Below are 25,625 nucleotides of genomic sequence, written 5' to 3' on the forward strand. Positions count from 1 at the left end.
GGAGGTCAGGCGGCCTTCACGTGGAAGACGCAGCCCGGAGGATTGGTCTGCTCGGCCTTCAGCGACGGATTGTAACGGAAAAGGGTGGAGCAGTAGGAACAGACCTTCTCGTTGTCGTCGCCCATATCGATGAAGATATGCGGGTGGTCGAAAGGCACGGAAGCGCCGGTGCACATGAATTCCTTGACGCCGATCTCGATTACGCTGTGTCCGCCATCGTTCTGGAAGTGGGGAATGGAATGCCCGGCCATGTTCGTCTCCAAATGCAATATCGTTATCGAGCCGCAATCCGTCGTCGCGCAGCGGCTCTTCGTTGCGGATATGTAGCCTCAAACGCATTGCATCTCCATAAAAATCGTCAGGAAAACATGTTCAATCTTGTGCTTTCCTGCCATATGGTCCGGCAAAAAGGATGTCCTTGATGAATCTCAACGTGCCGCAATTTTCCGATTTTTCCCATGACGGCCTGCGCCTCGCCTATTTCGACGAGGGCGATCCGGCGGGCGATCCGGTTTTGCTGATCCACGGCTTTGCCTCCAGTGCGAACGTCAACTGGGTGCATCCCGGCTGGCTGAAGACGCTTGGTGATGCGGGCTACCGGGTGATCGCCATCGACAATCGCGGCCATGGTGCGAGCGACAAGCCGCATGATTCTGACGCCTATTATCCGCCTGTCATGGCCGGTGACGCAGTGGCGCTGCTCAATCATCTCGGCATCGCGGAAGCGCATGTGATGGGTTATTCCATGGGCGCGCGCATTTCGGCCTTCCTCGCCATGGCCCATCCGGAGCGTGTGCGCTCGCTGGTGTTCGGCGGGCTCGGCATCGGCATGGTTGAAGGTGTGGGCGACTGGGATCCGATCGCCGAGGCGCTTCTTGCGCCATCGCTCGATGTGGTTACCCATGAGCGCGGCCGCATGTTCCGGGCCTTTGCCGACCAGACAAAAAGCGACCGGCTGGCGCTTGCCGCCTGTATCGAGACCTCACGGGTTCTCGTGACCCGCGAACAGGCGGCAAAGATCGATGTGCCGACACTGATTGCGGTCGGAACGAATGACGATATTGCCGGATCGGGCGCAGAACTTGCCGCGATCATGCCGCATGCGCGGGCGATCGACATTCCCGGCCGCGACCATATGCTGGCCGTTGGCGACCGGGTGTTCAAGGCGGCGGTGCTGGGATTTTACCGCAGCCTTTGATCTGGAGCATTTCCAAAAAAAGTGAGCCCGGTTTTCCGTCCGGAAATGCGGCAACGCTCAGGACGGCCAAGAAACGGTTTTTCATGCTGCATGAAGAAAAACTGAAGCCTTGCCGCCTTTAAAGTCGTCATTCGAATCCCATTTCTAATGCGCGTCTTTTTCTGTATAAAGAACGACCACTGCAAACGAGGAGACCATTCATGGTCGCACGTACCGAGGCCCGTCAGCCCGAACAGCTGGCGATCGTCGATCCGATCTGGGGCAGCCTGCTGCATGAAGCGCGTAGCGCCGCAGCTCAGGACCCGCTGCTTTCCGCTTTTCTTTATTCGACGATCCTCAATCACCGATCTCTCGAAGAATGTGTGATCTATCGTATCTGCGAACTCCTCGATCATCCCGACATGCAGGCCGTGCTTCTGCGCCAGACCTTTCAGGACATGCTGGATGACTGGCCGGAATGGGGCAGTGTGCTGCGTGTCGATATCCAGGCCGTTTATGATCGCGATCCCGCCTGCACGCGCTTTATGGAGCCGCTCCTCTATTTCAAGGGCTTCCATGCCATCCAGACCCATCGCCTTGCGCATTGGCTGCTTGCGAAGGGCCGCAGGGATTTTGCGTTTTACCTGCAAAGCCGCTCTTCGAGCATTTTCCAGACTGATATCAATCCGGCCGCGCGCATCGGCAAGGGTATCTTCCTCGACCATGCCACCGGGCTGGTGGTTGGTGAGACCGCCGTCATCGGTGACAATGTTTCCATCCTGCATGGGGTGACGCTCGGCGGCACCGGCAAGGAGGGGGCGGATCGCCATCCGAAGATCGGCAATGGCGTGATGATCGGGGCGGGCGCCAAGATTCTTGGCAATATCGAGATTGGCAGCTGCTCGCGCATCGCCGCCGGTTCGGTGGTGTTGAAACCGGTTCCGCCGAAGACCACCGTGGCCGGCGTGCCGGCGCGTGTGGTGGGAGAAGCAGGGTGTTCGGAACCCTCGCGTCTGATGGACCAGGTTATCGGGGCCGATATCTGACAGGTCGTGAATATTGCGCTCGTCCGTGTGGAAGACACGGATGATGCGCCGCTTTCACTTTACTTTGGCCTTTGTCCCATGCCAAAAGCGGCCCAACCCGAACCGCACAGGAGAATACTGGTGAAAGCCGACGAAATCAAAAAACTCGACGCCTATTTCAAGCGCACCTTCAACGAGAAGATGATTGTCAAGGCGCGTCCGCGCAAAGACGATTCCGCCGAAGTGTATCTTGGCGAAGAGTTTCTCGGCGTCGTCTACATCGATGACGAAGACGGCGACCGCTCGTACAACTTCTCCATGGCGATCCTCGACGTCGATCTGTGATCGTCACCTTCAGGTGACATATTCAGCAACAATAGTCGCCCGCGGTGATCACACCGCGGGCGATTTGTTTTAGCGCTGGGTGATCTTCATCATCAGCCGGTCCTGCGGCCGCAATGTCACCCGCATCAGCGGCTCCGCCGCAGTAGCGGACCTGTTCTCGAGATGGACGGTCTGCAGAAGAACCGCAAGGATTGCCACGGCCTCCATCATGGCAAAGGCATTGCCGATGCAGACGCGTGGGCCGGCGCCGAAGGGCATATAGGCATAACGGTGGCGCGCCTTGACCCTGTCGGGCTCGAAACGTGACGGGTCGAAGCGTTCGGGTTCATCCCACAATGTGGCGTGCCGGTGCACGGCATAGATTGGCACATAAAGAACCGTTCCGGCTGCAATGTCGTGCTCTCCGAGCCTGAAATCCTGCAGCGCGGTGCGCGTGATGACCGGGGCAGGCGGGTAAAGCCGCATCGCTTCCGAAAACACCTGTCTCGTATAGGTGAGATTGGCGATATGTTCGGCCGCGACAGGCCCTCCGCCGGTGACGGCCTCGATCTCCTCGATAACTTTTCTTTCCGCTTCAGGGTTCTGCGACAGAAGGTGGAAGGTCCAGGCAAGACCGAGCGCCGTCGTTTCATGGCCGGCGGTGATGAAGGTCAAAAGATTGTCGATGATTTCCTCATCGCTCATCATGCGTCCGGTTTCAGGGTCTTTGGCTTCCAGCAGCATGGAGACAAGATCGGTTCGGTCGCTGGGGTTTTGCCGCCGGCCGGCGATCACCGTTGCAAGGCTGGCGCGCAGATAATCGACGGCGGCGCGGGATTTGCGTCGGCCGGGATGGGGCAGCCATTCCGGTGCGCCGAGCATGGCGAGCGCGAAGGTCCAGCCTGTCGGCTTCAGATAATCGGTAATGCTCTGTTCGACACGCGCGATATCGATGCCGTATCCACCGGACATCATGGTTTCGACGATGATGTCGAAGGTGGTGCGCATCATTTCATGGCCGATATCGATGTCGCCAATTGAAGGGGAGCGCCAGCGCGCTTGCGTGCGCCGCGCCGTCTCGATCATGACAGGCAGCAATTCCAGCAGCTTTTCATGCCGAAAGGCGGCGGCCACGGATTGCCTTTGCCATTTCCAGTGGTCGCCATCGGCGGTCAGAAGACCCTGTCCGAGCGCGGGGCCGAGCACCCGGCGCACATCTTCACCCTTGCCAAGCACATGAGCGTTCTTCACCAGAGCCTCGTGGATCAGTACGGGATCGGCGAGGTGCACGCGCATCGTGCCGCCAAGCCGGGTGAAAACCGCCGGTTCGCTGAAAATATCCGGTGGTAAAGCCTTTAACGGATTACGGACAAGCGAGATTGCAAGACGCGCCGTGGCGAGTTTTGACAGGGGCTCTGCCCCGGTCTCATCCATGGGCGGGGTGTGAAGGCCAGTTCCGATCATCGACAGCTCCTTATTCACGTTTGAACAACGGGATTTTGCTGTTAAGGTGCATACCTTATTTTAGGTATTTAAGGTACATGCCTTAGGTTTCAATGGCGGGGCAAGATTTTGATGAAGAGCAATGAGGCAGAGCCACCACGCAGAGCGCGCACGCGGGACAGAATTCTGGAGGCCGCCCTTGAGCTGTTCAACGGGCGCGGGCCTGATCGCGTAACGACGGCCGAGATCGCCCTTGCGGTCGATATTAACGAGGGCAATCTTTATTATCATTTCCGCACCAAGGAGTCGCTGGTTCTCGCGCTGTTTGCGCGGTTCGAAGCCGATGCGATGATGCTGGTCGCAACCGTTGACGGGGCAGACGAGGGGGCGGCGGCCACCTATGCCGGTTTTCTTCGGCAATGGTTCTCGCTGGTGTGGAACTACCGCTTTCTGTTTCGCGATCTGGTCGGCCTGATCGCACTGGCACCGTCACTGGTGGAACCGGTCAGAACCATAAGTGCCGCCATGCGGCTGGCGGTTGGCGACATTGTCGGCCGCATGCAGAATGCGGGTTTGGTGACTATTCCCGAGAGCGAGCGCGACGCGGTTCTGACGAATCTGTGGATCGTCTCGACCTATTGGGCGGCCTATCTCAATCTGCAGGAAGGCGTCAGCGAATTCGGGCAGCAGCAGCTGGATTGGGGGCTGCAGCAGGTCTCCAGCCTGTTCAGGCCTTATCTTTCCGCTGAGGCGGTGGCCGAGCTTGAAGCGCTTGCCGAGAGCGGAGAGTAATATCTCCGGCCGGAGACATGCTTGGCCATGCAAAAACGCCCGCGACAGGATGTGTCGCGGGCGTTTTATCATTCTCGCCTGTTCACCGCAGGCGTCAGGCCGCTTTCAAAAGATCGCCGTGCGGGTCGAGCACGAACTTGGTTGCCGCGCCCTGATCGAAGCTTTCATAGCCCTGCACGGCATCGTCGAGTGCGATGATCTTGGCATTGACGATGTCGGCGATGGGCAGGCGGTCATGCAGGATCGCCTGCATGAGCTGACGGTTATATTTCAGCACTGGCGTCTGGCCGGTGTGGAAGGACTGCGCCTTGGCCCAGCCAAGGCCGAAACGCAGGGACAGGGCGCCCTGTTTCGCCGCATTGTCAACCGCGCCGGGATCTTCGGTGACGTATAGACCGGGGATGCCGATAGAGCCGGCGGCGCGGGTGATTTCCATCATCTGGTTGAGAACGATGGCCGGCTGTTCGCCGCCGGAATGGCCGCGTGCTTCGAAACCGACGGCGTCGATGGCGCTGTCGACTTCGTTGGTGCCGACGATCTCGGCAATCATGTCGCCCAGCCGGTCACCCTTGGACAGATCGACGGGCTCGAAACCGACGCGGGCGGCGTGGGCAAGGCGATCCTTGTTGAAATCACCAACCATGACGACGGCTGCACCGAGAATTCGGGCTGAGGCGGCAGCGGCAAGACCGACCGGGCCGGCGCCTGCGACATAAACCGTGGAGCCGACACCGACGCCAGCCTTGACCGCGCCGTGGAAACCGGTCGGCAGGATGTCAGACAGCATGGTGAGGTCGCGGATCTTCGACATCGCCCTGTCGCGATCGGGGAATTTCAGAAGGTTGAAGTCGGCATAGGGGATGGTGACATAACGGGCCTGTCCGCCGATCCAGCCGCCCATATCGACATAACCATAAGCGCCGCCGGCGCGTGACGGGTTCACCGTCAGGCAGACGCCGGTATCCTGCGACTTGCAGCAGCGGCAGCGGCCGCAGGCGACGTTGAAGGGCACCGAGACGATGTCGCCGATTTCCAGCATCTCGACATCGACGCCTTTTTCGACGACTTCGCCGGTGATTTCATGGCCGAGAACGAGGCCCGGCATCGCCGTCGTGCGGCCGCGCACCATGTGCTGGTCGGAGCCGCAGATATTCGTCGAAATTACTTTCAGAATCACGCCGTGCTCGATACGGCGGCCATCTGGCGCCTCGAGCTTCGGGTCATCGATGTCGCGGACCTCGACCTGTCCGGGCTTCAGGTAAACGACGCCTCTGTTCCTGCTCATATCCATCTCCTCCTCGGGTTGAACACAAACACCCGCCCGCTCCTCCGCGGACAGGGTGAATCCATAGATGTGCAGCAAACCATTTGGCGGGCGATGTGGCGGTCGGGAATACGACAACGCCTATAGCCGCAACGACACCGGCTCTCGCCGGAAGTCACTGTGGCGTTATCGGTCGATGGATTTTCTCAAACGCCCGGCCGCGTCCTGAATATATTGCCACGCGACGCGGCCCGAGCGGCCGCCGCGGGTGGTCGCCCATTCAAGCGCCTCGCGGTGCAGGGTTTCTCGGTCCAGCCCCAGATCGAAGTGTTCGGCATAGCTGTCGATCATCGTCAGATAGTCTTCCTGACCGCATTTGTGGAAGCCGAGCCACAGGCCGAAGCGATCGGACAGAGAGACCTTCTCTTCGACCGCTTCCGACGGGTTGATGGCGGTCGACTGCTCGTTTTCCATCATGTGGCGCGGCAGAAGGTGGCGACGGTTGGAAGTGGCGTAGAAGAGGACATTGTCCGGCCGCCCCTCAATGCCGCCGTCGAGCGCCGCCTTCAGCGACTTGTAGGCCGTGTCGTCGTGATCGAAGGATAGATCGTCGCAGAACAGGATGACGCGCTGGTCCGAGATTTTCAGGATGTCGAGCAAAGCGGGCAGGGTGTGGATATCCTCGCGATGCACCTCGACCAGTTTCAGGGGGACGCCACTTGCGGTGCGCACATCTTCGTGAACCGCCTTGACCAGCGAGGATTTGCCCATGCCGCGCGCACCCCATAGCAGCACGTTGTTGGCGGGAAAACCCTCGGCGAAACGCAGGGTGTTTTCATGCAGGATATCACGCACATGATCGACGCCGCGAATGAGTTTCAGCGCGATGCGGTTGGGGCGGGGGACCGGTTGCAGAAAGGAATTGACTGGCGTCCACACGAAACAATCGGCCGCATTCCAGTCATTTATGGCAGGCGCCGGGCCGGCCAATCGTTCCACGGCGACGTTCAGTCGACGCAGTTCAGCAAGAAGCAGGGTGGCCGTCTCTTCTCGAATCATGGGGTTTCTTCCGCTTATGTAATGTTCAAAACAATGTTTTCGACCCGGCCTAGCATGGCGTTTCCGCACCATAAAGGTTAAGAGGTCCGGAATCGGTACGGCGAGGGCCCTGCATCTGTTGCAATCCCGGCGTTCCCCACTATATTCCGGCGGCTTGAAAGCTGGGGCGGCATACGAGGTCGTGCTGTAATCGTTGAGGAGTTTTATATGTTCATTAGTCAAGCTTTTGCCCAGGACGCGACAGGCGCTGCATCGGGTTTCGGTTCCGGCCTGGAAATGCTGTTCCTGTTTGCGCCGCTTATGGTGGTCTGGTATTTTTTCCTCATCCGCCCGCAGCGCGCGCAGATGAAGAAGCGCCAGGAAACGCTGACCAGCATTCGCCGTGGCGATCAGGTCGTTCTCGGTGGCGGCATCGTCGGCAAGGTGGTCAAGGTCATCGATGACAATGAACTCGAAGTCGAAATCGCCGAAGGCGTGAAAATCCGTGCTGCTCGTGCCTACATCGCCGAAGTGCGCGTGAAGGGCGAAGTGGTCAAGACGGAAGCTGCTTCCTGATCCTGCCGGACAACCGGACGCCTGATTGCGAATTTTGACGGGTTGCGCTGTCCGCGCGACCCCCAACCCTGACCGAGATCGAAATGCTTCATTTTTCCCGTTGGAAAACAGTCTTCATCTGGCTGCTTGTGCTGGCAAGCGTCTTCATCGCCTCTCCCAACCTGTTTTCGGAAAAACAGCTGGAGAGCATGCCTGCCTGGTACAAGGACAACAAGGTAACGCTCGGTCTCGACCTTCAGGGCGGCTCGCACATCATGCTCAAGATCGAGCGTTCCGACATTGTCAAGGAACGGCTTGAAACGATCGTTGGCGATGTGCGCACACAGCTTCGCGACGCCAATATCAAATATTCGGGGCTGACCGGTAACGGCCAGCAGATTCAGGTTCGCATCAGCGATCCGGCCCAGCTGGAAGCCGCCAAGACGGCGCTTCGCGACCTGACGCAGCCGGTATCCGCCGGAACGCTGGTCGGCGGTTCCATCACCGAAGTGACGATGAGCGATGGCGGCGACAATCTGCTGCGGCTCAACCTCACGGATGAAGGCGTTGATTACCGCCTGTCTTCGGCCGTGGCGCAGTCCATCGAAGTCGTGCGTCGCCGCGTCGACGAAGTGGGCACCACCGAGCCGCTCATCCAGCGTCAGGGTTCCGACCGCATCATCGTGCAGGTGCCGGGTCTTCAGGATCCGCAGCGCCTGAAATCGCTTCTCAACCAGACGGCAAAGCTGTCCTTCCGCATGGTCGACACGACAATGCCGGTGCAGGAAGCCATGAACGGCCGTCCGCCCGCGACATCAGAAGTTCTCTATTCGCAGGACGATCCGCCGGTTCCTTATCTGGTGGAACGTCGCGCGCTCGTTTCCGGCGACAATCTCGTGGATTCGCAGGCGAGCTTCAACCAGCAGACCAACGAGCCGGTCGTTACCTTCCGCTTCGACAGCCGCGGCGCGCAGCGCTTTGCGCAGGCGACGCAGCAGAATGTCGGCAAGCCTTTCGCCATCGTGCTCGATAACCAGGTGATTTCCGCGCCTGTCATCCGCGAGCCGATCATCGGCGGTTCGGGGCAGATTTCCGGTAATTTCTCGGTACAGGGTGCAAACGATCTCGCGGTTCTGCTGCGTGCGGGTGCTTTGCCGGCGACGCTGACCGTGGTTGAAGAACGCACCGTCGGCCCGAGCCTTGGTAACGACTCCATCACCGCCGGCCTGACGGCAAGCGCCATCGGCGCTGTCGGCGTCCTCATCTTCATGTTCGTTTTCTACGGCTTCTTCGGCCTGCTGGCGAACATCGCGCTCATCGTCAACATCGTCATGCTGCTGGCGGTCCTCAGTGTGATCGGATCGACGCTGACCTTGCCCGGTATTGCCGGTATCGTCTTGACGATCGGCATGGCGGTGGATTCCAACGTTCTGATCTACGAGCGCATACGCGAAGAGGTGAAAAGTGGAAAACCGCTGATCCAGGCACTGGATAACGGTTTCACGCGCGCCTTTGCGACAATCGTCGACGCCAACCTGACGACGCTGATCGTGGCGAGCGTGCTGTTCTACATGGGCACCGGTCCGGTCAAGGGCTTTGCCGTCACGCTTGCGGTCGGCATCATCACCACCGTCTTCACGGCCTACACGCTGACGGCGTGGATGTTCGGTTATTGGGTGCGCCGCAGCCGTCCGAAGCATCTGCCGAAGGGTGTCCGCACCGCCATGTTCGATGGCCGCGACATTCCCTTCATGCGTTACCGTCGCGTCGTGTTCATGATCACCGGCGCGGTCATGCTCGCCTGCATCGGCGGCTTCGTCGGCAAGGGCCTGAACCTGGGCATCGATTTCCAGGGCGGCTCGGTCATCGAAGTGCGCGCCAAGCAGGGCGAGGCGGACCTTAGCGATATTCGCGAGCGTCTGAATCAGCTCAATCTCGGTGAAATCCAGGCGCAGAACTTCGGCACGCCGCAGGATGTTCTGATCCGCATTCAGGCGCAGGACGGCGGCGAAAATGCCGAGCAGTCGGCTATCACCCTGGTGCGCGGCGAGCTTGAGGACAAATACGACTTCCGCCGCGTCGAAGTCGTCGGTCCTGCGGTCTCGGGCGATCTGACCTTCACCTCCACGATTGGCATCCTGCTCGCCATGACGGGGATCATGATCTACATCTGGTTCCGCTTCGAGTGGCAGTTTGCGCTGGGCGCGGTCATCTCGATGGTGCATGACGTGGTCTTTACCATCGGCCTTTTCGTCTTCCTGGGGATAGAGTTCAACCTCACCAGTATCGCGGCCATCCTGACGATTATCGGTTATTCGCTGAACGATACCGTCGTCATCTACGACCGTATCCGCGAAAACCTCAGGCGGTATAAAAAGATGCCGCTGTCGATGGTCATCGACGTGTCGCTGAACCAGACGTTGTCGCGTACCATCCTCACCGGTCTGACCGTGCTTCTGGCACTGCTGGCGCTCTATCTCTTCGGTGGTGAGGTTATCAGGTCCTTCACCTTCGCCATGCTGTTCGGTGTCGGTATCGGCGTGTTCTCCTCGCTCTATATCGCGGCACCGGTGCTGATCGCCTTCAAGCTGCGTCCCGACAACAAGGACGCGGAAGACGAGAAGGATGAAAAGCCCGGCAACGCCATTGGCGGCAAGCCTGCCGTCTGATGGTCGGCGGGATAGAAATACGCCCGGCCCATTTTCCCGGCCGGGCGCCCATCGATGCCTATGGCAATGGCGGTTTCCGTTTTGCCGACATGTCGCATCGCGGCTCGCTGCTGCTTTTGCCTTCGGGCATTCACGGATGGAGCCCCGTCGATTTTAAAGAACTGACGATCGGACATTTCGATCAGGTTCTGTCGCAGGCGCAGGATATCGAGGTGCTGCTGATCGGCACCGGTGATGACATGCGTGTTTTGCCGAAGGAGTTGCGCGCGGCCTTCAAGGAAGCGGGCATTTCGGTCGATCCGATGAGCACGGGTGCTGCCGTGCGCACTTATAATATCATGCTTTCGGAATCGCGCGCCGTGGCTGCGGCGCTGATTGCCGTCGAAGGCTGACAGGACGTTTCGCGCGGGGAACCATGGCACCCACAGAAAATCTCGACGTCTGCCTCGCGACGCTGCGCGACACCGATCGCGACCGCTATCTCGCCTGTCTTCTGTCGCCTGCCGATAAACGCAATTCTCTGGCGGCGCTTTACGCTTTTAATGCCGAAATCGCCCGTATCCGCGATTCCGTGCGCGAGGCGCTGCCCGGCGAAGTGCGCATGCAATGGTGGCGCGATCTGCTTGAGGGCAATGCGCATGGCGATAGTCTGTCCCATCCCGTTGCTGCCGCTCTTTTGACCGCTATCGAGCAATACCGTCTGCCGCGCCCGGTGCTGGCCAATATGATCGAGGCGCGCATTTTCGATCTCTATGACGATCTGTTCGAGGATCGCAATGCGCTTGAAGGTTATGCCGGGGAAACCGCCTCGGCCCTGATCCAGCTGGCGAGCCTCGTGCTTTCGACGGAGGACGCCCCAGCGAGCGCGGAAGCGGCTGGACATGCGGGTGTGGCGCAGGCCATGGCCGGCATTCTGCTCCTGATGCCGCTGCATCGCCGCCGCGGGCAGGTCTATATTCCCGCTGACATGCTCTCGGCCGCCGGGCTGGATCGCGAGACCTTTCTCGAAGGCGACGACAGGCAACGTATCGGCATCGCCATCGAGCTGTTTGCCGCCCATGCGCTCGATCATCTTGAAAGGGCAAGACGCGCGAAGGTTCCCAGGGCCGTCTTTGCGGCCTATCTGCCTGTTGCCCTGTCCAGGCCGGTCATCCTTGCCGCCAGAAAGGCCGGGGTTGGCGTGTTCGAGGGCGAGTTGCAGCTGTCGCAGCTTCGCCGGCAGTGGGCTCTTGCAAAGGCGTCGTTCCTGAAACGCTTCTGATTTCCCATTCACGCCTTGTCTTCCGACAAGCCACACTTCACACAAGCCTCGATCTCTATGAAGCTGAAGCGGGTTCGCGTCGTTTCGATTCGCGAGTCGTGATGTTTCGGTGCTGAGGGAGCGTCCCCGATGAATATGGCGATCTGGATTATCGTCTTCGTGCTGCTTGCGGTCTTTGCCGTTTATGCCTGGCGCATGACGCGGGCAACGGATGAGGATAACAGCCATGATGTGGGGCAGGCGATCATGGATTTCGCCCGTGCCTTTCCCAACGAGGCAATCCGAAGCCTGCATATGACAGTTGACGGCGGGGCGGCCTTCGTGCGGCTGCACGACAACAAGGCCGGCTTCATGCGCAACATGGGCTCCCATTATGTTTGCGTGATGATCGACCCCGAGCGGATCAGGGTCGAAAGTCTGGAAAGCGGCGATGGTTTTGTCGTCACCTTTTTTGACATGCCGAAATATAGCGGCTCATACCGCTTCAAATCCGCCGGTGAAGCGGCTGAGGTTTCCCTCTGGCTGCTTGGCAGCCTTGTGGAGGCGCAGGACCATCACGATGAAGGACCGCTGCCCTCGGGCACCTGACGCGCGCCGCTTTTGACCGTCATTGCCCGTCAAGCGGCGGGGTAATGTGGGCCTGCCTGCTTTCTCGCCAGATGATGAACAGGCCGGACGCGACGATGATGAGAATGCCGAGCCATTTCGACGGCGTCGGAAAATCCGAAAACAGCGCATAACCGAGAATGGTTGCCGAGATGATCTCGAAATACTGGAACGGCGCCAGAAGCGATAACGGCGCAAGCCTGAAAGCCCTGACGATCAGCAGGTGCATGTAGCCGGATATCGATCCCAGCAGGATGAGCAGGACAAGCGCGAAGCCGGATTGCGGGAGCGACATCGTGAAATCCTTATCGCCCAGCGCATCGCCGGCCAGAAGCACCGCACCCATGAATATCGTGCCGGCAATACCGGACATGGTTTGCATGACGAGTGGACTGTCGGCATCGCCGATGGCGCGGTTGAGGAACAGGTAAAGCGTGTAGAGAAAAGCGCAGGCGACGGGCAGAAGCGATGTCCAGCCGAAAATTTCGAAACTCGGCTGAATGACGATCAGCGCGCCGCCGAAACCGACGACGATCGCCGTCCAGCGCTTCCAGCCGACTTTGTCACCGAGGAAGAGGGCCGACATCATCGTCAGCATGAAGGGCTCGACGAAATAGATCGCAAAGACATCGGCAAGCGGCATGTATTTGACGGCGGCGAAGAACATCAGGCTGGCGGAGGCGTGCAGCACACCGCGCAGGCAGTTCATCCACGGGCGCTTGGCGCTGAACAGCGCTTTCGGTGAGACGAGAATGAGCAGGGGCAGGGTGCACAGCACCTGAAAAAAGAACCGGTAAAAGGTCACCTGCGCGGGCGACATGCCGCCGCTGACCGCCATATATTTGGCGATGGCATCCATGATCGGCAGCACGAACATGCAACCCGCCATGATGGTCATACCCTTGGCGACGTCGCTGAAACCGGTCTGGCTGGTCATGGGCAGGCTGCGCTTTCGACCCGAAGGTCCAATGAGGAAAGGGGCGTCGTAAGATCGCCCCTTCCTAAAAGTCAGGCGGCCTTCTGGCGCGGCAGGCTCTTCATATCAATGACGAAACGATAACGCACATCGCTTTTTATCATGCGTTCATAAGCGTCATTGATCTGATCGATATCGATCATCTCGATTTCGGCGGCGATGCCCTTTTCGGCGCAGAAATTGAGCATTTCCTGCGTTTCAGGAATGCCGCCGATCATCGAGCCGGCAAAGGTCTTGCGGCCGGGGATGAGGCTGAAGGCGTGAACGGAGAGCGGTTTTTCCGGCGCGCCGACCTGTACCAGGGCGCCATCGCGTTTCAGCAGCGCGAGATAGGAATCGATGTCGTGGTCGGCGGCGACAGCGTCGATGATGAGATCGAGGCTGGAAGCGGCTTTCTTCATCTGGTCAGCGTCGCGCGAAACGATAACCTCGTGTGCGCCGAGTTTCTTAGCGTCTGCCGCCTTTCCGGGAGAGGTGGTGATCATCACCACTGTCGCGCCCATGGCATTGGCAATTTTGACGGCCATATGGCCAAGGCCACCGAGACCGACGACGCCGACGCGCTTGCCGGGGCCGGCATTCCAGTGGCGCAGCGGGGAATAGGTGGTTATGCCGGCGCAGAGCAGGGGTGCGGCGGCGGCCGGATCGAGCCCTTCGGGAATATTGAGCACATACCGGTCATCCACCACCACATGGGCGGAATAACCACCCAGCGTATGCGCGCCGCCGCCCATGGCCTTGTCAGGCGAATTATAGGTGCCGGTCATGCCGTTTTCGCAATATTGCTGCAGCCCTTCGGCGCAGCTTGCGCATTCGCGGCAGCTATCGACGATACAGCCAACGCCGACACGGTCGCCTGTCTTGAACTTCGTGACGTCTGAACCCACCCGTCCGACGCGGCCGATGATTTCATGGCCGGGAACGCAAGGGTAGAGAGACCCCGGCCATTCGCTGCGGGCCGTGTGGATATCCGAGTGGCAGACGCCGCAGAATTCAATCTCGATTTCGACATCGTGCGGACCGGGATCGCGACGTTTGATCGTCGCGAGCTTCATCGGCGAAGAACCGTCATCGCAGGCATAGGCGGACGTTGTGAACATGGTCGTTCCTCCTCTTGTGGTGATCGATGCTGCAAACGTCGGCCGGAGGCAAAGGTTGCGGTGAGATCAGCCGCCGGATCCGGCCTCGGGCACTGCCGGGCCGAAAACCTCCTCGAAGGCTTCGCGCAACAGAACGTCGACATCGCCGATCATAACCGGCAATCCCAGATCGACAAGGCTGGTAACGCCATAGGCGCTGATACCGCAGGGAACGATGCCGGAGAAATGCCCGAGGTCGGGGTCGACGTTGATCGACAGCCCGTGGAAGCTCACCCATTTGCGCAAGCGGATGCCAAGTGCGGCGATCTTGTCCTCAGCCATGCCGCCACCCGGCAGCAACGGTTTTTCAGGCCGCCTGACCCAGACGCCGACCCGATCCTCGCGCCGCTCGCCGCGGACATTCATCTTGTCGAGCGTGCGGATGATCACGTCTTCCAGTGCTGCAACATAGGCGCGGACATCCTGTCGGCGTCGTTTCAGGTCGAGCATGACGTAAACGACCCGCTGTCCCGGACCATGATAGGTATATTCGCCGCCGCGACCAGTGGCGAAGACAGGAAAACGATCCGGCTCGATGAGATCGGCGGCATCGGCGCTGGTGCCGGCAGTGTAGAGCGGCGGATGTTCCAGAAGCCAGACGAGTTCGTCGGCCTCGCCGCTGGCGATGGCCGCAACTTCGCGCTCCATTTCCTCGATCGCCTGTCCGTAAGGGACGAGACCTTCCGAGATTCGCCAGCGAACGGGCGGCGAACCGGCGAGAGGGAACATATTTGTCTCGATATCCGTGCGTGTGAGCATGAAAAAGTCCTTTCCACAGCCTTCTCGCAAAATGGCGACAAGGCGGCAACCCCAGCATTTCCGGGCTTCCTGCATATAGGGTGGGTCGGGGCGATTTTTAATTTCAAAAAACTGTCACGACGCTCTTGTGCACCGAAAATCCTTTTGCTACATGCACCCCCGTCGGCGCAAGTTGACATCTACCACGATGCGGTCGTGGCGGAATTGGTAGACGCGCAGCGTTGAGGTCGCTGTGGGGCAACCCGTGGAAGTTCGAGTCTTCTCGACCGCACCAAAGAAACCCGCTTCGGCGGGTTTTTTCTTTTTTAGCCAATTGGTTAGCTTCACGTCCCTGTTCAACAGGAAGGTCCGTCGGCGCACATTGCGGGCACCCCGGCCGCGTAAGATTTTTTACCCCGTCACCACAGTGCTATAATTTGGAGGCGGCAAAACATCGAATTGCCGCCGTCCGGATCGAATGAATGGGACGGTCTCAGCGCCGGTTTCGCTGTCCGTCACCGACACGGTAGGGGTCGCCATCCATGACCTGATCCATCCGCCACTCATTTCCACGATATGGGCTGTGCCACGTCTGGCAACCGGTAAGAACGACGGTCACCGTCAGCAGTCCAAAAGTAAGAGCGGTCCGCAGCATATTCACCTCCTTCGAAATATCATCGCAAGGCTATTTAGGTGCAGGCGGGGGGCTTTGCGATGTCTCTTCAGAATTTATCGCTCCTTTGAGAACGATATCTGGATTCGATCGTTATAAATTTCGGTGGATATCGATACACGCTGCAGTAGCCAGGCGGTTACCCCTACAAAACGAGGGGTGGAATATGAGAGGTCTGGTGTTAGCTTTTGTCAGAAAAAAATGTCCGGGGGTTTTCGTGCTGGGAGACAAGACGGATTCGGACAATGTGCTCGGTTATTACATGTGGAGCATTGCCGATAACAGGCTGATCATGGATGCCGTGACTGCGGAATGCCACGGGTTTTCCGAACCGGTGGCGTCGCGTGGTGTGACGATCGAACAAGTTCTTGAAAAAATTGATGTGGAAATGCGCGATCGGGTGGCTCAGGCCATTTTCGACAGCATAACCACCGGTGAGTTCTTCGATCAGCGCTACAAGGTCAATTTGCCTGATGGTTCAGTGCGCTGGATCGTGGCGAAGGGCAGGGCGATTTTTGATGCCGACAATACGCCTTTTCTCGGTATTGGCAGCGTTCGGGATATTACGCTCAAGAAACCCTACCAGTTTGAGCCTCGCCAGTAGGTCGCGATCTTCGAACAAAAAGAGGCGGCTTTCGCCGCCTTTTTTCCGTTCGCGCGTCACCGGGACATCAGAAGACCGCGAGATATTTCAGCAGCGAAATAATACCGATGATGATGACGATGATCTGCGCGATCTGTTTTGCGCCGCCGCCGACGGGCAGGCGTGCGATGAGCCACAAGACGAGCACAATCACCAGGAAGGTGATCAGAATGCTGACGAGCGTAGATGTAACCATATGTCCCAGCTCCCTGTAAAATAAAGGTTTCAACGGTCGTTCACCGTTGTGTGAGTAAAAAGCGCCAGATAGACTTTTGTTCCATGCATTCAGTTGCACGCGATTAAATCAGGATTTGTTTGAATGGCCGATGGCGCGAAAGTGAGATCGAGACCGGTTGGCGCCACCGCCAAACTCGGGCGGCTTGGTCGCCCGGTTATTTCGACGGTAACCGGCGGTGCGCTGGAGATCGTCACCGGTGTCTCTGAACCGGGATTCAACCCGATCGATCTCCTTTACTCCTCACTTGCCGCCTGTTTGGCGCTCAGCGCCCGAATCGCAGCAAGCCATATGGGGTTGCTTGATCGTTTCGAGGGTGTCGTCGTAGAGGTCTCGGGTAAAAAATCCGCCGGGGAGCCCTATCGTATCATCCGTTTCGATATCAAAATTGCGTTTGCCGGGGATTTCGACGATGCGACCCGCGATGCGCTCGCCCATGCGGCCGAGAATATCTGCACCGTTAGCAACACATTGAAGGGTGACGCTGAATTCGTGCTGTCGATTGCTGGCTGATCCTCAGGGCTTGCGGGACTTATTCCATTTTTTTACCAGCCGGTCGCGCTTCAGCTTCGAAAGGCGCTTCAGCCAGAAAATGCCGTCCAGCTGGTCGATTTCGTGCTGGATGCAGATGGCGTGAAATCCCTCGGCGGTCTGCCGGTGTTCGATCCCCGATATATCCTGAAACCTCACCTCGATCTTGGACGGCCGTTCCACCTCGTCGGTGAAACCCGGCATCGAGACGCTGCCCTCCACATGCCGCATCGTTTGCGCGGATTGGCTGAGAATCTCGGGGTTGATGTAGGTCAGGACGGTTCCCGGCGTCAGTTCCAGCACGAAAACGCGTTGTTTTACGCCGGTGTGAGCGGCGGTGATACCGACGCCGGGCGCGGCCCGCATGGTGTCGATCAGGTCCGTGACCAGATTTTGCAGTTGGGCGTCAAAAACCGTGACCGGCGCGCAGATTTCGGACAGGCCGGCATGGGGATAGGGCAGGATCGGCCTGATTGCCAAGGAATGCTCCGTTTGTTTCAAATCCGGGAGGAGGACGCGGCGAGGACCTGTCCTTCCGCCGTCGCCTCCAGAAAGCTGCGCTGGGTGCGTGCATCGCGTCTCGTCACCAGCAGGAAGCGGGGCGACAGGGCAGCGATTTCGCGCAAAACGAGGGCATGTGCAAGCCCCAGCCGGTTGGCAATGCTGCGGCTATCGGTGGCTATTTCAAGATGTATCGCCAGAAGGATCGCCGCACCCGTGGCCGTTAGAGCCTGCGAAGACGCTTGTTGCATCTGCGCCACCGTCGCCATGAAGGCGGCTGCGGATTGCTCCTCATCCATCAGGATGCATCGGCGAGCAGGCGCACGGAGACCAGCACGGATTTCGACGTGGGGGTGAAGCTTTCCTCGCCATAACTCGACAGCGGCACCAGTACGTTCAGTTCCGGATAATAACCGCCGACGCTGCCGCGCGGGATATTATAGGGAACCAGCCGGAAATTTTTCGCGATGCGTTCCACGCCGTCGCCGTATTCGCCGATGACATCGACACGTTGGCGGGAATGGGCACCGAGCGTCTCCATGTCCGCAGGGTTCATGAAGATGACGTTTCGCTCGCCATAGACGCCGCGATAGCGGTCATCCATGCCATAGATCGTCGTATTGTACTGATCGTGGCTGCGGAAGGTCTGCAACACGAAGAGGTCGTCGCGCGTCAGCGCCTGCTGGTGTTCGGTCTGTTCGGGCAGTGGGCCGCTGTAGAATGTGGCCTTTTTCGCTGGCGTGTTCCATTCCCGTTCGGATGCGGCGTTGCGCAGATGAAAACCGCGCGGCGCACGGACGCGTTCGTTGAAATTGTCGAAACCGGGAATGACCCGCTCGATCATGTCGCGGATAAGATCGTAGTCATGGGCGAGCGCTTTCCAGTTTACCTGGGTATCGCCGAGCGTCGCGTGTGCAATGCCGGCGACAATGGCGACTTCGGAACGCAATTCGTCTGACGCGGGCGGGTTGATGCCGCCGGAACCATGGACCATGCTCATGGAATCTTCGACGGTGACGATCTGCGACCGGCCTGCCGAATTGCGGTCGATTTCCGTTCGCCCGAGACAGGGCAACACGAAGGAGGTTTCGCCCGGCACCAGATGCGAATGGTTGAGCTTGGTGGCAATGTTGACGGTCAGTTTCTGCTTCTCGAACGCCTTGACGATCAGCGGGCTGTCGGGCGTCGCGCGCATGAAGTTGCCGCCGAGCGCGATGAAGGTCTGAGCCTCGCCATCCAGCATGGCAGCCACCGCCTCGACGGTGTTGTGGCCGGGCTCGCGCGGCATGGGAACGCCGATTTCCTTTTCCAGTGCATCGAGAAGGGCGGGCGGGGCTTTTTCATCGATGCCGACGGTGCGGTCACCCTGCACATTGGAATGGCCGCGCACCGGGCAAAGGCCGGCGCCGGGCCGGCCGATATTGCCGCGCAGCAGCATGAGATTGGTGATTTCGCGCACGATGATGACGGAGTGCCGGTGTTGGGTGACCCCCATGGCCCATGTGGCGATGACGGAACCGGCATTCATGTAGATGCCGGCGGCTTCCTCGATTTCCGCACGGGTGAGGCCCGACTGGTCGAGGATATTTTCCCAGCTCGTCGCTTCGACAGCGGCGCGATAGGCCTCGAATTCGACGGCATGTTCGGCGAGGAAGTCGTAGTCGATGATGGCGGGCTCGCCCGCCGCCCTTGCGGCGTCATCGGCGGCGAAGACCGCCTTGCTCATGCCGCGCACCGCCGCCATGTCGCCGCCCTGTCGCGGCTGGTAATAATTGGTGGCGATCCTGGTGCTGCTGCCGGTGATCATCTCGATCTTGTCCTGCGGATCGGCGAAGCGCTCCAGACCCTTTTCGCGGATGGGATTGAGGACGGCGATCCTTGCGCCGCGAAGGGCTGCCCGGCGCAGATCGCCCAGCATGCGGGGATGGTTGGTGCCGGGGTTCTGCCCGATGACGAAGATCGCATCCGTCTGTTCGAAATCCTCGAGCAGCACCGTTCCCTTGCCGACGCCGATCGAGGCTTTCAGGCCGACGCCGCTAGCCTCGTGGCACATGTTGGAACAGTCGGGGAAATTGTTGGTGCCGAAAATCCGGACCATTAATTGATAAATGAAGGCGGCCTCGTTTGAGGCACGGCCGGATGTGTAGAATTCCGCCCGGTTCGGACTGTCGAGGCTGTTGAGAATCCGGCCGATTTCGGCAAAGGCGTCGTCCCACGAGACCGGCAGATATTTGTCGGTCGCCCGGTCGTAACGCATCGGATGCGTCAGCCGACCCTGTTTTTCCAGCTCGTAGTCGGACCAGCCGCGCAGTTCGGCGACGGTGCGGGTGGCGAAGAAATCCGGCGGTACGCGGGCTTCCGTCGCTTCCCATGCGACCGCCTTGACGCCGTTTTCGCAGAATTCGAAGGAAGAGCCATGTTCGGGGTCGCCCCATGCGCAGCCCGGGCAATCGAAGCCATCAGGCTGGTTCGCTTTCAGCAGCGCACGCGCGCCGGAAATCGGCGCACCGGATTCCATAAGCCGCTTGCCCACGCTTTTCAGCGCGCCCCAGCCGCCTGCAGCCGAGGAGGCCTTGCCGATGAAATCCGTCTTGCTCATTGCTGTGTTTTTCCTGAAATCTACGTGCTTGGCCATGTGGTGAACAGGGCCGATCATATGTAAAAAAGCTTCTTCAGAATCGCCTTTAGGCGACATATGTCAATCTTTAACTTGCCGTTTTCTGCGGAACAGTCGGGCGTTGCGGGGCGTTGTGTCAGGTGCGACGCCGAACCGGCAGGACGCGTTAACGCGGGTGCGATATTCGTGAATTATAGTCTCACGAAAGCGCGGTTCATGACATTTTCGTCGCAGTCGCGAGGCTTGTTGTTTTCCGGCTATCCGGTTGTTGACAATATGCTTTTTAACGCCATTCTGCCTGCGCATTCGTGCACTGCGGCATTTCGAAAACAGGGGGACGCCAGATGACAGACCGTGACGACGATCTTGCCGCTCCCGAAGAGTTGAAGCCGAAAGAGGCACTTTCCGATATCTATGCCGAGGACGGCTCCGTCCGTTCGGATTTTCTGGCGATGGTGGGCGCGGCGATCGCCGACCGCGACCTGCTGTTCCTGCGAAAGAATGTAGCGCGGCTGCATGAGTCCGAACTCGGCGACGTGCTGGAATCCATCCTGCCGGAACAGCGCCACGCACTCGTGCGGCTTCTCGGTTCCGATTTCGACATGACGGCGCTGACCGAGGTGGATGAGGGGATCCGCCTCGATATCGTCGACCAGATGTCGAACGAGCAGATCGCCGCCGGTATCGGCGAACTGGATTCGGATGACGCCGTCTATATTCTCGAAGATCTCGATGACGACGACCGCGAGGACATTCTCTCGCAGCTGCCGTTTACCGAACGCGTGCGGCTTATGCGGGCGCTGGACTATCCGGAAAGCTCGGCCGGCCGGCGCATGCAGACGGAATTCGTCGCCGTGCCGCCTTTCTGGACCGTCGGCCAGACCATCGATTATCTGCGCGAGGAGGAGGAGCTACCGGAATCTTTCTCGCAGATTTTCGTCATCGATCCCACCTTCAAGCTGGTCGGCGCGCTCGATCTCGACAGGGTGCTGCGCGCCAAGCGGCAGGTGAAGATCGAAACGATCATGCACGACACCAACCACTCCATTCCGGCCGAAATGGACCAGGAAGAGGCGGCGCAGCTTTTCGAGCAATATGACCTTTTGTCCGCCGCCGTGGTCGACAATAACGGCCGGCTCGTTGGCGTGCTCACCATCGACGACGTGGTCGACGTCATTCAGGAAGAGGCTGAAGAGGATTTGCTGCGCCTCGGCGGCGTTGGTGATGAAGAACTGTCGGATAGTATCGTCAGCACCTCGCGCTCGCGCGTGCCGTGGCTTGCCGTCAACCTCCTTACCGCTTTTCTGTCCGCCTCGGTCATCAGCCTTTTCGATGCAACGATCCAGCAGATCATCGCCCTGGCGATCCTGATGCCGACCGTCGCCGGCATGGGCGGCAATGCCGGATCACAGACCATGACGGTGTCGGTGCGGGCGCTCGCCACCAAAAGCCTCGATATTCACAACGCCGCCCGCATCATCCGCCGCGAAGCGGGTGTCGGCATCCTGAACGGCATGTTGTTTGGCTGCGCCATCGGCGTCGTCGCCGGCGTGTGGTTTCAGGATGTGCATATTGGCGGCATCATCGCCACAGCCATGTGTCTCAACATGCTGGCGGCTGCACTGGCCGGTATTCTCATTCCGCTGGTTCTCGACAAGTTCGGGGCTGATCCCGCAGTCTCCTCGGCGGTCTTCGTGACGGCGGTGACCGATATTGTCGGCTTTTTCAGCTTTCTCGGCATCGCGACCTGGTGGTATGGAATTTCCGGCTAGGAGAGGGCTGTGGGCAAAATTGACTTTTACGTGAAGGTCAAATAATATCATCCGGTTATGAATCGGATAGGCCCTTGGACAAGTATTATAGCATAACCGAACTGACACGCGAATTCGGTGTTTCCACCCGCACCTTGAGATTTTACGAGGATGAGGGCCTCATTCACCCTGAGCGTCGTGGCCGTACACGGCTTTTCAGGTCTGCTGACCGACGTCTTATCCAGGAAATCCTGCGCGGCCGCCGTATCGGTTTCACGATCGCCGAAATTCGCGAGATCATTCACGTCTACAAGGAGCCGCCGGGCGAATCGGGGCAGCTTATTCTGCTGATGAAGAAGGTCGATGAAAAGCGCGCCGATCTCAGACAGAAGCGCAAGGACATCGAGGAGACGCTGGCGGAACTCGACAATGTCGAAGAGGCCTGTCTGACGCGGCTCGCCGAAATCGGCGTCGGGACTTGAGCATAGCTCGATAGCTCCCGTTTCATAAAAGATGAAACATCTGCGCTTCTGAGACAGCAAATTGCGAGGTGATATCTGGAGCGGGCGGCCGTCCGCTTGTTTCTTCTCCCCGCCGGGGAGAAGTCCGCGGCAGCGGGATGAGGGGGCTTGCTCCCGAAATCCGGCAACGTTTCCCCCTCATCCGACCCTTCGGGCCACCTTCTCCCCGGCGGGGAGAAGAAACAAGCGGCAAGCGTTTACTGCGCCTCAACCGTGCACTGCTGTGCCAATTCGCTGACCTTCGTCTGCTGATCGGCACTGAGCTTGCCTTCCATCATGATGTCAAACAGGCTTTCCGCCTGCAGTTTCTCCAGCGTGCAGCCGCAGAAACGCTGGCACAGCTCCACCCCGTTAGCCTGTTCGACGCAACTTTTCTCACAGCTTGATTTGTAGAGCTCCACCTGATCGACGGGAGGAGGCGGAGCGACGAGCGACAGGACGTAGACGAGGCCGATCAGTGCCGGCTGGTGTATGAGGTAAAAGGCAAGGCTGTGACGGCCGGCGCTGGCGACCAGGTTGCGCGGTGAGCTGGGGTTGCGAAAACGATCCAGCCAGTTGCGGGGAGTGACGAATTGCGAAACGCCAAGTCCGGCAAGGAAGGGTGCCAGCCAGGGTAGCAGCGGCACATAGTCGTTGGAGCGGGGCGGCATGGTGGCAAAGCCGATCCAGGCCAGCCATTTTGTATTGAACAGGTCGGATTGCAGATATTGCGGCAACGCGAAGGCGACGACGGCGAAAAGCAGTGTCACGACCGCGGGGGCACGCAGGAACAGCAGCCCGACGAGGCTTGCGGCGGCGATATTATGCAGGATGCCGAAGAAGATAAAGCTGTCGGGAAAGGCGAAATACGTGGCGGCGGTGATCAACAGCGCTGAGCCTGCCACCATGGCGAACCGTTTGCCGAAGGACGGCCAGTTCAGGCTTTTGCCATGGGCGAGAAACAGGCTGAAACCGGCCAGAAACAGGAATGAGGAGGCGATGCCACGCGCATAGAGTTTCCAGAGACCCGTGGTTGCCGTGCCGGGTTCGAGATAACCGAAATATTCCAGATTCCACGTGAAGTGGTAGGACGCCATGGCGATGAGCGCCAGTCCGCGCAGGGTATCGAGACCGCCTATGCGGCCCTTGCGGCTTGTTTCGGTGACGGCTGCGTTTGTGTCCATGTTTTCCGCTTTTGACGAGACCGGTATTCATTCGGGCTTGGCCCTTGAAGTGCGGCTATTTCAAGGCCTGTCGTCTTCCATGATGGCGCGACGAGCCTCGGAAAAGAACTGGCGGCGCAGCAATGCCACGATGATGATGACGGTGCTGGCGATGAAGACATAGGGGCTGATGAACCAGCCGAGATAACCGATGGACAGAAAGATCGTCCGCAGGCCGTCATTGAAGTTCTTAGCAGCGATGATGTTCATCTTTATGACGTTTTCGGCGGCACGCTCGGCCGCTTCGCGGTCGGCACCGGCATCATGGACCATGGGAATGGCGCCGAACAGGATCGTGCAATAGTTGAACAGGCGGTAGGACCAGCCGAATTTGAAGAAGGAATAACCGAACAGACAGGTCAGCCCGATGACTTTCAGCTCGAAGGCCGTGCGCCCGGAATAATGGACGAAAGGCATGTCACGAAACACCGATTCGACCTGTTCCGTCGCGCCCAGCAGAGCGAAACAGCCGCCGATGGCGAAGATGGAGGTGGAGGCGAAGAAGGCCGTGCCGTTCTGCAAACCGGCCATGATCTGCGTGTCGATCATCTTCAGGTCGCGCTTCAGCGAATTCATGATCCAGTCGCGCCGGCGCCCGGCCATGGCCTGGTTGAGGCTGGCGCGCGAAAACAGCCGCGATCCCGTCGTGATATGGGTATAGGCAGCCCACAGCACGACGAAAACGACGATCGATATGTAGTCCATGATGGTCATCACGGGCAGGCCACCTTGCTGTTTGCGAATCTTCGAAAGCATATTGATTTGAAGGCCATGGCAAGGCAATGGCGACGACCTCCGTGAGCAAATATTCTCACCGCGCGTTGCCGTGTCGCCATTTCGTTTTCTGCTAACGTTCCGGTAACCATGTGGCTTTATCAATCGCTCTCGCGGACGACAGGTCTGCCGGTTCCGGGTCAGGTTTTGCGTACCGGTTCCGCCTGATATCCCGATACCATCTCCGGCAGATTGACAGGATGGCCGTTCGCACCTAGCCTTCTTCGAAGGACCGGTGGTGCCGGCATCCGGAGTTGTCATAGCTCTGATATGTCTCGCATCGTGCGGACAGGTTTTGACGTCTCCGGTCCGGTATCAGCGGCAGTCCGGCATGAGCAACCGGGGAACGCCTTTTTCTACGAATCGTTCCCTTCATGGCCGCCTGTCTCCGGCTTGCGACAATGCAAAGACGCCGGTCCGTTTCATTTCCTCATTCAGGTTTCCGATGACAGATAAAAACCGCTCCGTTTTCATTCTTGGCGGCGCGCGCTCCGGCAAGTCCCGTTTTGCGGAAGAGCTTGCGGTAACGGCCGGCGGAAGCCTGCATTATCTGGCCACCGGCAGGCCATGGGATGAGGAGATGCGTGACCGCATCGGCCATCATCAGGCGCGGCGCGGCGACGAGTGGATCACCCATGAAGCGCCGGTCGATATTGTCGCGGTGCTGGAGCACCTCGACCGACCGGACAATGTCATCCTCATCGACTGCCTGACATTGTGGCTCACCAATCTGATGATGGAAAATGCCGATATCGAGGCCGCCTTTGACGTTTTGGTGGCGGCAACCGCATCGGTTAAAGCGAAGGTAATCCTCGTTTCCAACGAGGTCGGTCTCGGCATCGTGCCGGAAAACCGTATGGCGCGTGAGTTCCGCGACCATGCCGGGCGGCTGCACCAGCGCATCGCCGCCATTGCCGGTGAGGTTTATTTCGTCGCCGCCGGGTTACCCTTGAAGATGAAGGGCTGAGTCTGGCCCTGCAAAAGACGGTTACCGTCACTCGTTAGTCCTTTTGCGCTTACGCAATTCTTCCGGTAACGCCGCTGCCTGTTTTGTCGGGGCTGCGACAGCTTTGCTTTCTTGATCTGGATCAAGGTGGCGTTCTCCCGCCGGTGGCAATGCTGCAACCGACGCAAAGGCGCGTTTCCGCTCTCCCAGGCGCATACCCTGCC

At 59.2% G+C, this 25,625-nt stretch carries 28 protein-coding genes and 1 tRNA gene; 15 read left to right on the forward strand and 14 right to left on the reverse strand.

Translation table 11 applies throughout. The features are described from left to right. Window positions 1-5 precede the first annotated feature (5 nt). Complete coding sequence (locus tag FCH38_RS00620) at window positions 6-251, reverse strand: zinc-finger domain-containing protein (RefSeq protein WP_045016369.1); 246 nt, start codon at window positions 249-251, stop codon at window positions 6-8. 170 nt (window positions 252-421) lie between these two features. On the opposite strand from FCH38_RS00620, the gene FCH38_RS00625 reads away from it, so the two are divergent. The 3 genes from FCH38_RS00625 (at window position 422) to FCH38_RS00635 (ending at window position 2,547) form a co-directional block, all read left to right on the forward strand. Continuing rightward, complete coding sequence (locus tag FCH38_RS00625) at window positions 422-1,198, forward strand: alpha/beta fold hydrolase (RefSeq protein ID WP_174372542.1); 777 nt, start codon at window positions 422-424, stop codon at window positions 1,196-1,198. 200 nt (window positions 1,199-1,398) lie between these two features. Then, window positions 1,399-2,223, forward strand: coding sequence for a serine O-acetyltransferase (cysE, locus tag FCH38_RS00630; protein WP_174372543.1), 825 nt, complete (start codon window positions 1,399-1,401; stop codon window positions 2,221-2,223). Between the two features lie 120 nt (window positions 2,224-2,343). Further along, the gene (locus tag FCH38_RS00635) at window positions 2,344-2,547 is read left to right on the forward strand and encodes a DUF3126 family protein (RefSeq protein ID WP_003502851.1); all 204 of its coding nucleotides are present in this window, start codon (window positions 2,344-2,346) and stop codon (window positions 2,545-2,547) included. A gap of 69 nt (window positions 2,548-2,616) precedes the next feature. On the opposite strand, the gene FCH38_RS00640 is transcribed toward FCH38_RS00635, so the two are convergent. Next, window positions 2,617-3,990 carry a cytochrome P450 gene (locus FCH38_RS00640; protein WP_174372544.1) on the reverse strand — a complete coding sequence of 458 codons (1,374 nt, stop codon included), beginning with the start codon at window positions 3,988-3,990 and terminating at the stop codon, window positions 2,617-2,619. Between the two features lie 111 nt (window positions 3,991-4,101). On the opposite strand from FCH38_RS00640, the gene FCH38_RS00645 reads away from it, so the two are divergent. Then, window positions 4,102-4,761, forward strand: a complete 660-nt coding sequence (locus FCH38_RS00645; RefSeq protein ID WP_174372545.1) for a TetR/AcrR family transcriptional regulator — start codon at window positions 4,102-4,104, stop codon at window positions 4,759-4,761. Between the two features lie 94 nt (window positions 4,762-4,855). Here the strand turns inward: FCH38_RS00645 and fdhA are convergent, their stop codons facing one another. Further along, window positions 4,856-6,046 carry a formaldehyde dehydrogenase, glutathione-independent gene (gene fdhA, locus FCH38_RS00650; protein ID WP_174372546.1) on the reverse strand — a complete coding sequence of 397 codons (1,191 nt, stop codon included), beginning with the start codon at window positions 6,044-6,046 and terminating at the stop codon, window positions 4,856-4,858. 165 nt (window positions 6,047-6,211) lie between these two features. Further along, the gene (locus tag FCH38_RS00655) at window positions 6,212-7,084 is read right to left on the reverse strand and encodes an ATP-binding protein (RefSeq protein ID WP_153513756.1); all 873 of its coding nucleotides are present in this window, start codon (window positions 7,082-7,084) and stop codon (window positions 6,212-6,214) included. 207 nt (window positions 7,085-7,291) lie between these two features. Here FCH38_RS00655 and yajC point away from each other — a divergent pair, with 207 nt between their 5' ends. From yajC to FCH38_RS00680, 5 genes are all read left to right on the forward strand, one after another. Beyond that, entirely contained in the window at window positions 7,292-7,639 is a 348-nt protein-coding gene (yajC, locus tag FCH38_RS00660) for a preprotein translocase subunit YajC (RefSeq protein WP_149897560.1), read from the forward strand. Between the two features lie 83 nt (window positions 7,640-7,722). Further along, a complete protein-coding gene (gene secDF / locus FCH38_RS00665; protein WP_149897561.1) occupies window positions 7,723-10,287 on the forward strand; it encodes a protein translocase subunit SecDF in 2,565 nt (854 codons plus the stop codon). After that, window positions 10,287-10,679, forward strand: a complete 393-nt coding sequence (locus FCH38_RS00670; protein ID WP_149897562.1) for an Mth938-like domain-containing protein — start codon at window positions 10,287-10,289, stop codon at window positions 10,677-10,679. Before secDF ends, FCH38_RS00670 begins: the two co-directional genes overlap by 1 nt. Window positions 10,680-10,702: 23 nt before the next feature. Then, window positions 10,703-11,548 (forward strand): phytoene/squalene synthase family protein, encoded by an 846-nt coding sequence (locus FCH38_RS00675; RefSeq protein ID WP_174372547.1) that lies wholly within the window; start codon window positions 10,703-10,705, stop codon window positions 11,546-11,548. A gap of 129 nt (window positions 11,549-11,677) precedes the next feature. Then, window positions 11,678-12,136: a hypothetical protein gene (locus tag FCH38_RS00680; RefSeq protein ID WP_153513753.1), complete on the forward strand. Its 459-nt coding sequence runs from the start codon at window positions 11,678-11,680 to the stop codon at window positions 12,134-12,136. 19 nt (window positions 12,137-12,155) lie between these two features. Here the strand turns inward: FCH38_RS00680 and FCH38_RS00685 are convergent, their stop codons facing one another. The 3 genes from FCH38_RS00685 to lipB form a co-directional block, all read right to left on the reverse strand. Beyond that, entirely contained in the window at window positions 12,156-13,091 is a 936-nt protein-coding gene (locus tag FCH38_RS00685; RefSeq protein WP_174372548.1) for a DMT family transporter, read from the reverse strand. A 71-nt stretch (window positions 13,092-13,162) separates the two neighbouring features. After that, window positions 13,163-14,230, reverse strand: coding sequence for an NAD(P)-dependent alcohol dehydrogenase (locus tag FCH38_RS00690; protein ID WP_174372549.1), 1,068 nt, complete (start codon window positions 14,228-14,230; stop codon window positions 13,163-13,165). A 66-nt stretch (window positions 14,231-14,296) separates the two neighbouring features. Then, entirely contained in the window at window positions 14,297-15,028 is a 732-nt protein-coding gene (gene lipB, locus FCH38_RS00695; protein ID WP_174372550.1) for a lipoyl(octanoyl) transferase LipB, read from the reverse strand. 189 nt (window positions 15,029-15,217) lie between these two features. Between lipB and FCH38_RS00700 the strand changes: the two genes are divergently transcribed. Further along, window positions 15,218-15,302, forward strand: a tRNA-Leu gene (locus FCH38_RS00700). Between the two features lie 198 nt (window positions 15,303-15,500). On the opposite strand, the gene FCH38_RS00705 is transcribed toward FCH38_RS00700, so the two are convergent. Then, complete coding sequence (locus FCH38_RS00705; protein WP_149897567.1) at window positions 15,501-15,662, reverse strand: hypothetical protein; 162 nt, start codon at window positions 15,660-15,662, stop codon at window positions 15,501-15,503. 196 nt (window positions 15,663-15,858) lie between these two features. Here FCH38_RS00705 and FCH38_RS00710 point away from each other — a divergent pair, with 196 nt between their 5' ends. Beyond that, window positions 15,859-16,284, forward strand: coding sequence for a PAS domain-containing protein (locus tag FCH38_RS00710; protein WP_149898122.1), 426 nt, complete (start codon window positions 15,859-15,861; stop codon window positions 16,282-16,284). A gap of 67 nt (window positions 16,285-16,351) precedes the next feature. On the opposite strand, the gene FCH38_RS00715 is transcribed toward FCH38_RS00710, so the two are convergent. Next, window positions 16,352-16,519: a Thivi_2564 family membrane protein gene (locus tag FCH38_RS00715; protein ID WP_003495928.1), complete on the reverse strand. Its 168-nt coding sequence runs from the start codon at window positions 16,517-16,519 to the stop codon at window positions 16,352-16,354. A gap of 123 nt (window positions 16,520-16,642) precedes the next feature. On the opposite strand from FCH38_RS00715, the gene FCH38_RS00720 reads away from it, so the two are divergent. After that, window positions 16,643-17,071, forward strand: a complete 429-nt coding sequence (locus FCH38_RS00720; protein ID WP_149897568.1) for an OsmC family protein — start codon at window positions 16,643-16,645, stop codon at window positions 17,069-17,071. Between the two features lie 3 nt (window positions 17,072-17,074). On the opposite strand, the gene FCH38_RS00725 is transcribed toward FCH38_RS00720, so the two are convergent. The 3 genes from FCH38_RS00725 to FCH38_RS00735 are packed head-to-tail and all read right to left on the reverse strand — an operon-like array spanning window position 17,075 to window position 20,189. Continuing rightward, window positions 17,075-17,569, reverse strand: coding sequence for a peptide deformylase (locus FCH38_RS00725; protein WP_174372551.1), 495 nt, complete (start codon window positions 17,567-17,569; stop codon window positions 17,075-17,077). Between the two features lie 17 nt (window positions 17,570-17,586). Continuing rightward, the gene (locus tag FCH38_RS00730; RefSeq protein WP_174372552.1) at window positions 17,587-17,889 is read right to left on the reverse strand and encodes a hypothetical protein; all 303 of its coding nucleotides are present in this window, start codon (window positions 17,887-17,889) and stop codon (window positions 17,587-17,589) included. After that, window positions 17,889-20,189 carry an FdhF/YdeP family oxidoreductase gene (locus FCH38_RS00735; RefSeq protein WP_174372553.1) on the reverse strand — a complete coding sequence of 767 codons (2,301 nt, stop codon included), beginning with the start codon at window positions 20,187-20,189 and terminating at the stop codon, window positions 17,889-17,891. Before FCH38_RS00735 ends, FCH38_RS00730 begins: the two co-directional genes overlap by 1 nt. 362 nt (window positions 20,190-20,551) lie before the next feature. On the opposite strand from FCH38_RS00735, the gene mgtE reads away from it, so the two are divergent. After that, a complete protein-coding gene (gene mgtE / locus FCH38_RS00740; protein ID WP_149897572.1) occupies window positions 20,552-21,979 on the forward strand; it encodes a magnesium transporter in 1,428 nt (475 codons plus the stop codon). Between the two features lie 74 nt (window positions 21,980-22,053). Continuing rightward, window positions 22,054-22,440 (forward strand): MerR family transcriptional regulator, encoded by a 387-nt coding sequence (locus FCH38_RS00745; RefSeq protein ID WP_149897573.1) that lies wholly within the window; start codon window positions 22,054-22,056, stop codon window positions 22,438-22,440. Window positions 22,441-22,676: 236 nt separating this feature from the next. Here the strand turns inward: FCH38_RS00745 and FCH38_RS00750 are convergent, their stop codons facing one another. Beyond that, the gene (locus tag FCH38_RS00750; RefSeq protein ID WP_174372554.1) at window positions 22,677-23,642 is read right to left on the reverse strand and encodes a heparan-alpha-glucosaminide N-acetyltransferase; all 966 of its coding nucleotides are present in this window, start codon (window positions 23,640-23,642) and stop codon (window positions 22,677-22,679) included. A gap of 60 nt (window positions 23,643-23,702) precedes the next feature. Next, window positions 23,703-24,395 carry a DUF599 domain-containing protein gene (locus tag FCH38_RS00755; protein ID WP_149898123.1) on the reverse strand — a complete coding sequence of 231 codons (693 nt, stop codon included), beginning with the start codon at window positions 24,393-24,395 and terminating at the stop codon, window positions 23,703-23,705. Between the two features lie 505 nt (window positions 24,396-24,900). Between FCH38_RS00755 and cobU the strand changes: the two genes are divergently transcribed. After that, the gene (gene cobU, locus FCH38_RS00760; protein WP_174372555.1) at window positions 24,901-25,422 is read left to right on the forward strand and encodes a bifunctional adenosylcobinamide kinase/adenosylcobinamide-phosphate guanylyltransferase; all 522 of its coding nucleotides are present in this window, start codon (window positions 24,901-24,903) and stop codon (window positions 25,420-25,422) included. Window positions 25,423-25,625: the final 203 nt, after the last annotated feature.

Origin of the sequence: Agrobacterium tumefaciens (assembly GCF_013337285.1) — a bacterium.
Classification (GTDB): Bacteria; Pseudomonadota; Alphaproteobacteria; order Rhizobiales; family Rhizobiaceae; genus Agrobacterium; species Agrobacterium burrii.

Coding starts and splice junctions, on each gene's coding strand:
- FCH38_RS00620 (WP_045016369.1), bottom strand. CDS start 251: ATGGCCGGGCATTCCATTCCCCACTTCCAGAACGATGGCGGACACAGC.
- FCH38_RS00625 (WP_174372542.1), top strand. CDS start 422: ATGAATCTCAACGTGCCGCAATTTTCCGATTTTTCCCATGACGGCCTG.
- cysE (WP_174372543.1), top strand. CDS start 1,399: ATGGTCGCACGTACCGAGGCCCGTCAGCCCGAACAGCTGGCGATCGTC.
- FCH38_RS00640 (WP_174372544.1), bottom strand. CDS start 3,990: ATGATCGGAACTGGCCTTCACACCCCGCCCATGGATGAGACCGGGGCA.
- FCH38_RS00645 (WP_174372545.1), top strand. CDS start 4,102: ATGAAGAGCAATGAGGCAGAGCCACCACGCAGAGCGCGCACGCGGGAC.
- fdhA (WP_174372546.1), bottom strand. CDS start 6,046: ATGAGCAGGAACAGAGGCGTCGTTTACCTGAAGCCCGGACAGGTCGAG.
- FCH38_RS00655 (WP_153513756.1), bottom strand. CDS start 7,084: ATGATTCGAGAAGAGACGGCCACCCTGCTTCTTGCTGAACTGCGTCGA.
- yajC (WP_149897560.1), top strand. CDS start 7,292: ATGTTCATTAGTCAAGCTTTTGCCCAGGACGCGACAGGCGCTGCATCG.
- secDF (WP_149897561.1), top strand. CDS start 7,723: ATGCTTCATTTTTCCCGTTGGAAAACAGTCTTCATCTGGCTGCTTGTG.
- FCH38_RS00670 (WP_149897562.1), top strand. CDS start 10,287: ATGGTCGGCGGGATAGAAATACGCCCGGCCCATTTTCCCGGCCGGGCG.
- FCH38_RS00675 (WP_174372547.1), top strand. CDS start 10,703: ATGGCACCCACAGAAAATCTCGACGTCTGCCTCGCGACGCTGCGCGAC.
- FCH38_RS00680 (WP_153513753.1), top strand. CDS start 11,678: ATGAATATGGCGATCTGGATTATCGTCTTCGTGCTGCTTGCGGTCTTT.
- FCH38_RS00685 (WP_174372548.1), bottom strand. CDS start 13,091: ATGACCAGCCAGACCGGTTTCAGCGACGTCGCCAAGGGTATGACCATC.
- FCH38_RS00690 (WP_174372549.1), bottom strand. CDS start 14,230: ATGTTCACAACGTCCGCCTATGCCTGCGATGACGGTTCTTCGCCGATG.
- lipB (WP_174372550.1), bottom strand. CDS start 15,028: ATGCTCACACGCACGGATATCGAGACAAATATGTTCCCTCTCGCCGGT.
- FCH38_RS00705 (WP_149897567.1), bottom strand. CDS start 15,662: ATGCTGCGGACCGCTCTTACTTTTGGACTGCTGACGGTGACCGTCGTT.
- FCH38_RS00715 (WP_003495928.1), bottom strand. CDS start 16,519: ATGGTTACATCTACGCTCGTCAGCATTCTGATCACCTTCCTGGTGATT.
- FCH38_RS00720 (WP_149897568.1), top strand. CDS start 16,643: ATGGCCGATGGCGCGAAAGTGAGATCGAGACCGGTTGGCGCCACCGCC.
- FCH38_RS00730 (WP_174372552.1), bottom strand. CDS start 17,889: ATGGATGAGGAGCAATCCGCAGCCGCCTTCATGGCGACGGTGGCGCAG.
- FCH38_RS00735 (WP_174372553.1), bottom strand. CDS start 20,189: ATGAGCAAGACGGATTTCATCGGCAAGGCCTCCTCGGCTGCAGGCGGC.
- mgtE (WP_149897572.1), top strand. CDS start 20,552: ATGACAGACCGTGACGACGATCTTGCCGCTCCCGAAGAGTTGAAGCCG.
- FCH38_RS00750 (WP_174372554.1), bottom strand. CDS start 23,642: ATGGACACAAACGCAGCCGTCACCGAAACAAGCCGCAAGGGCCGCATA.
- FCH38_RS00755 (WP_149898123.1), bottom strand. CDS start 24,395: ATGACCATCATGGACTACATATCGATCGTCGTTTTCGTCGTGCTGTGG.
- cobU (WP_174372555.1), top strand. CDS start 24,901: ATGACAGATAAAAACCGCTCCGTTTTCATTCTTGGCGGCGCGCGCTCC.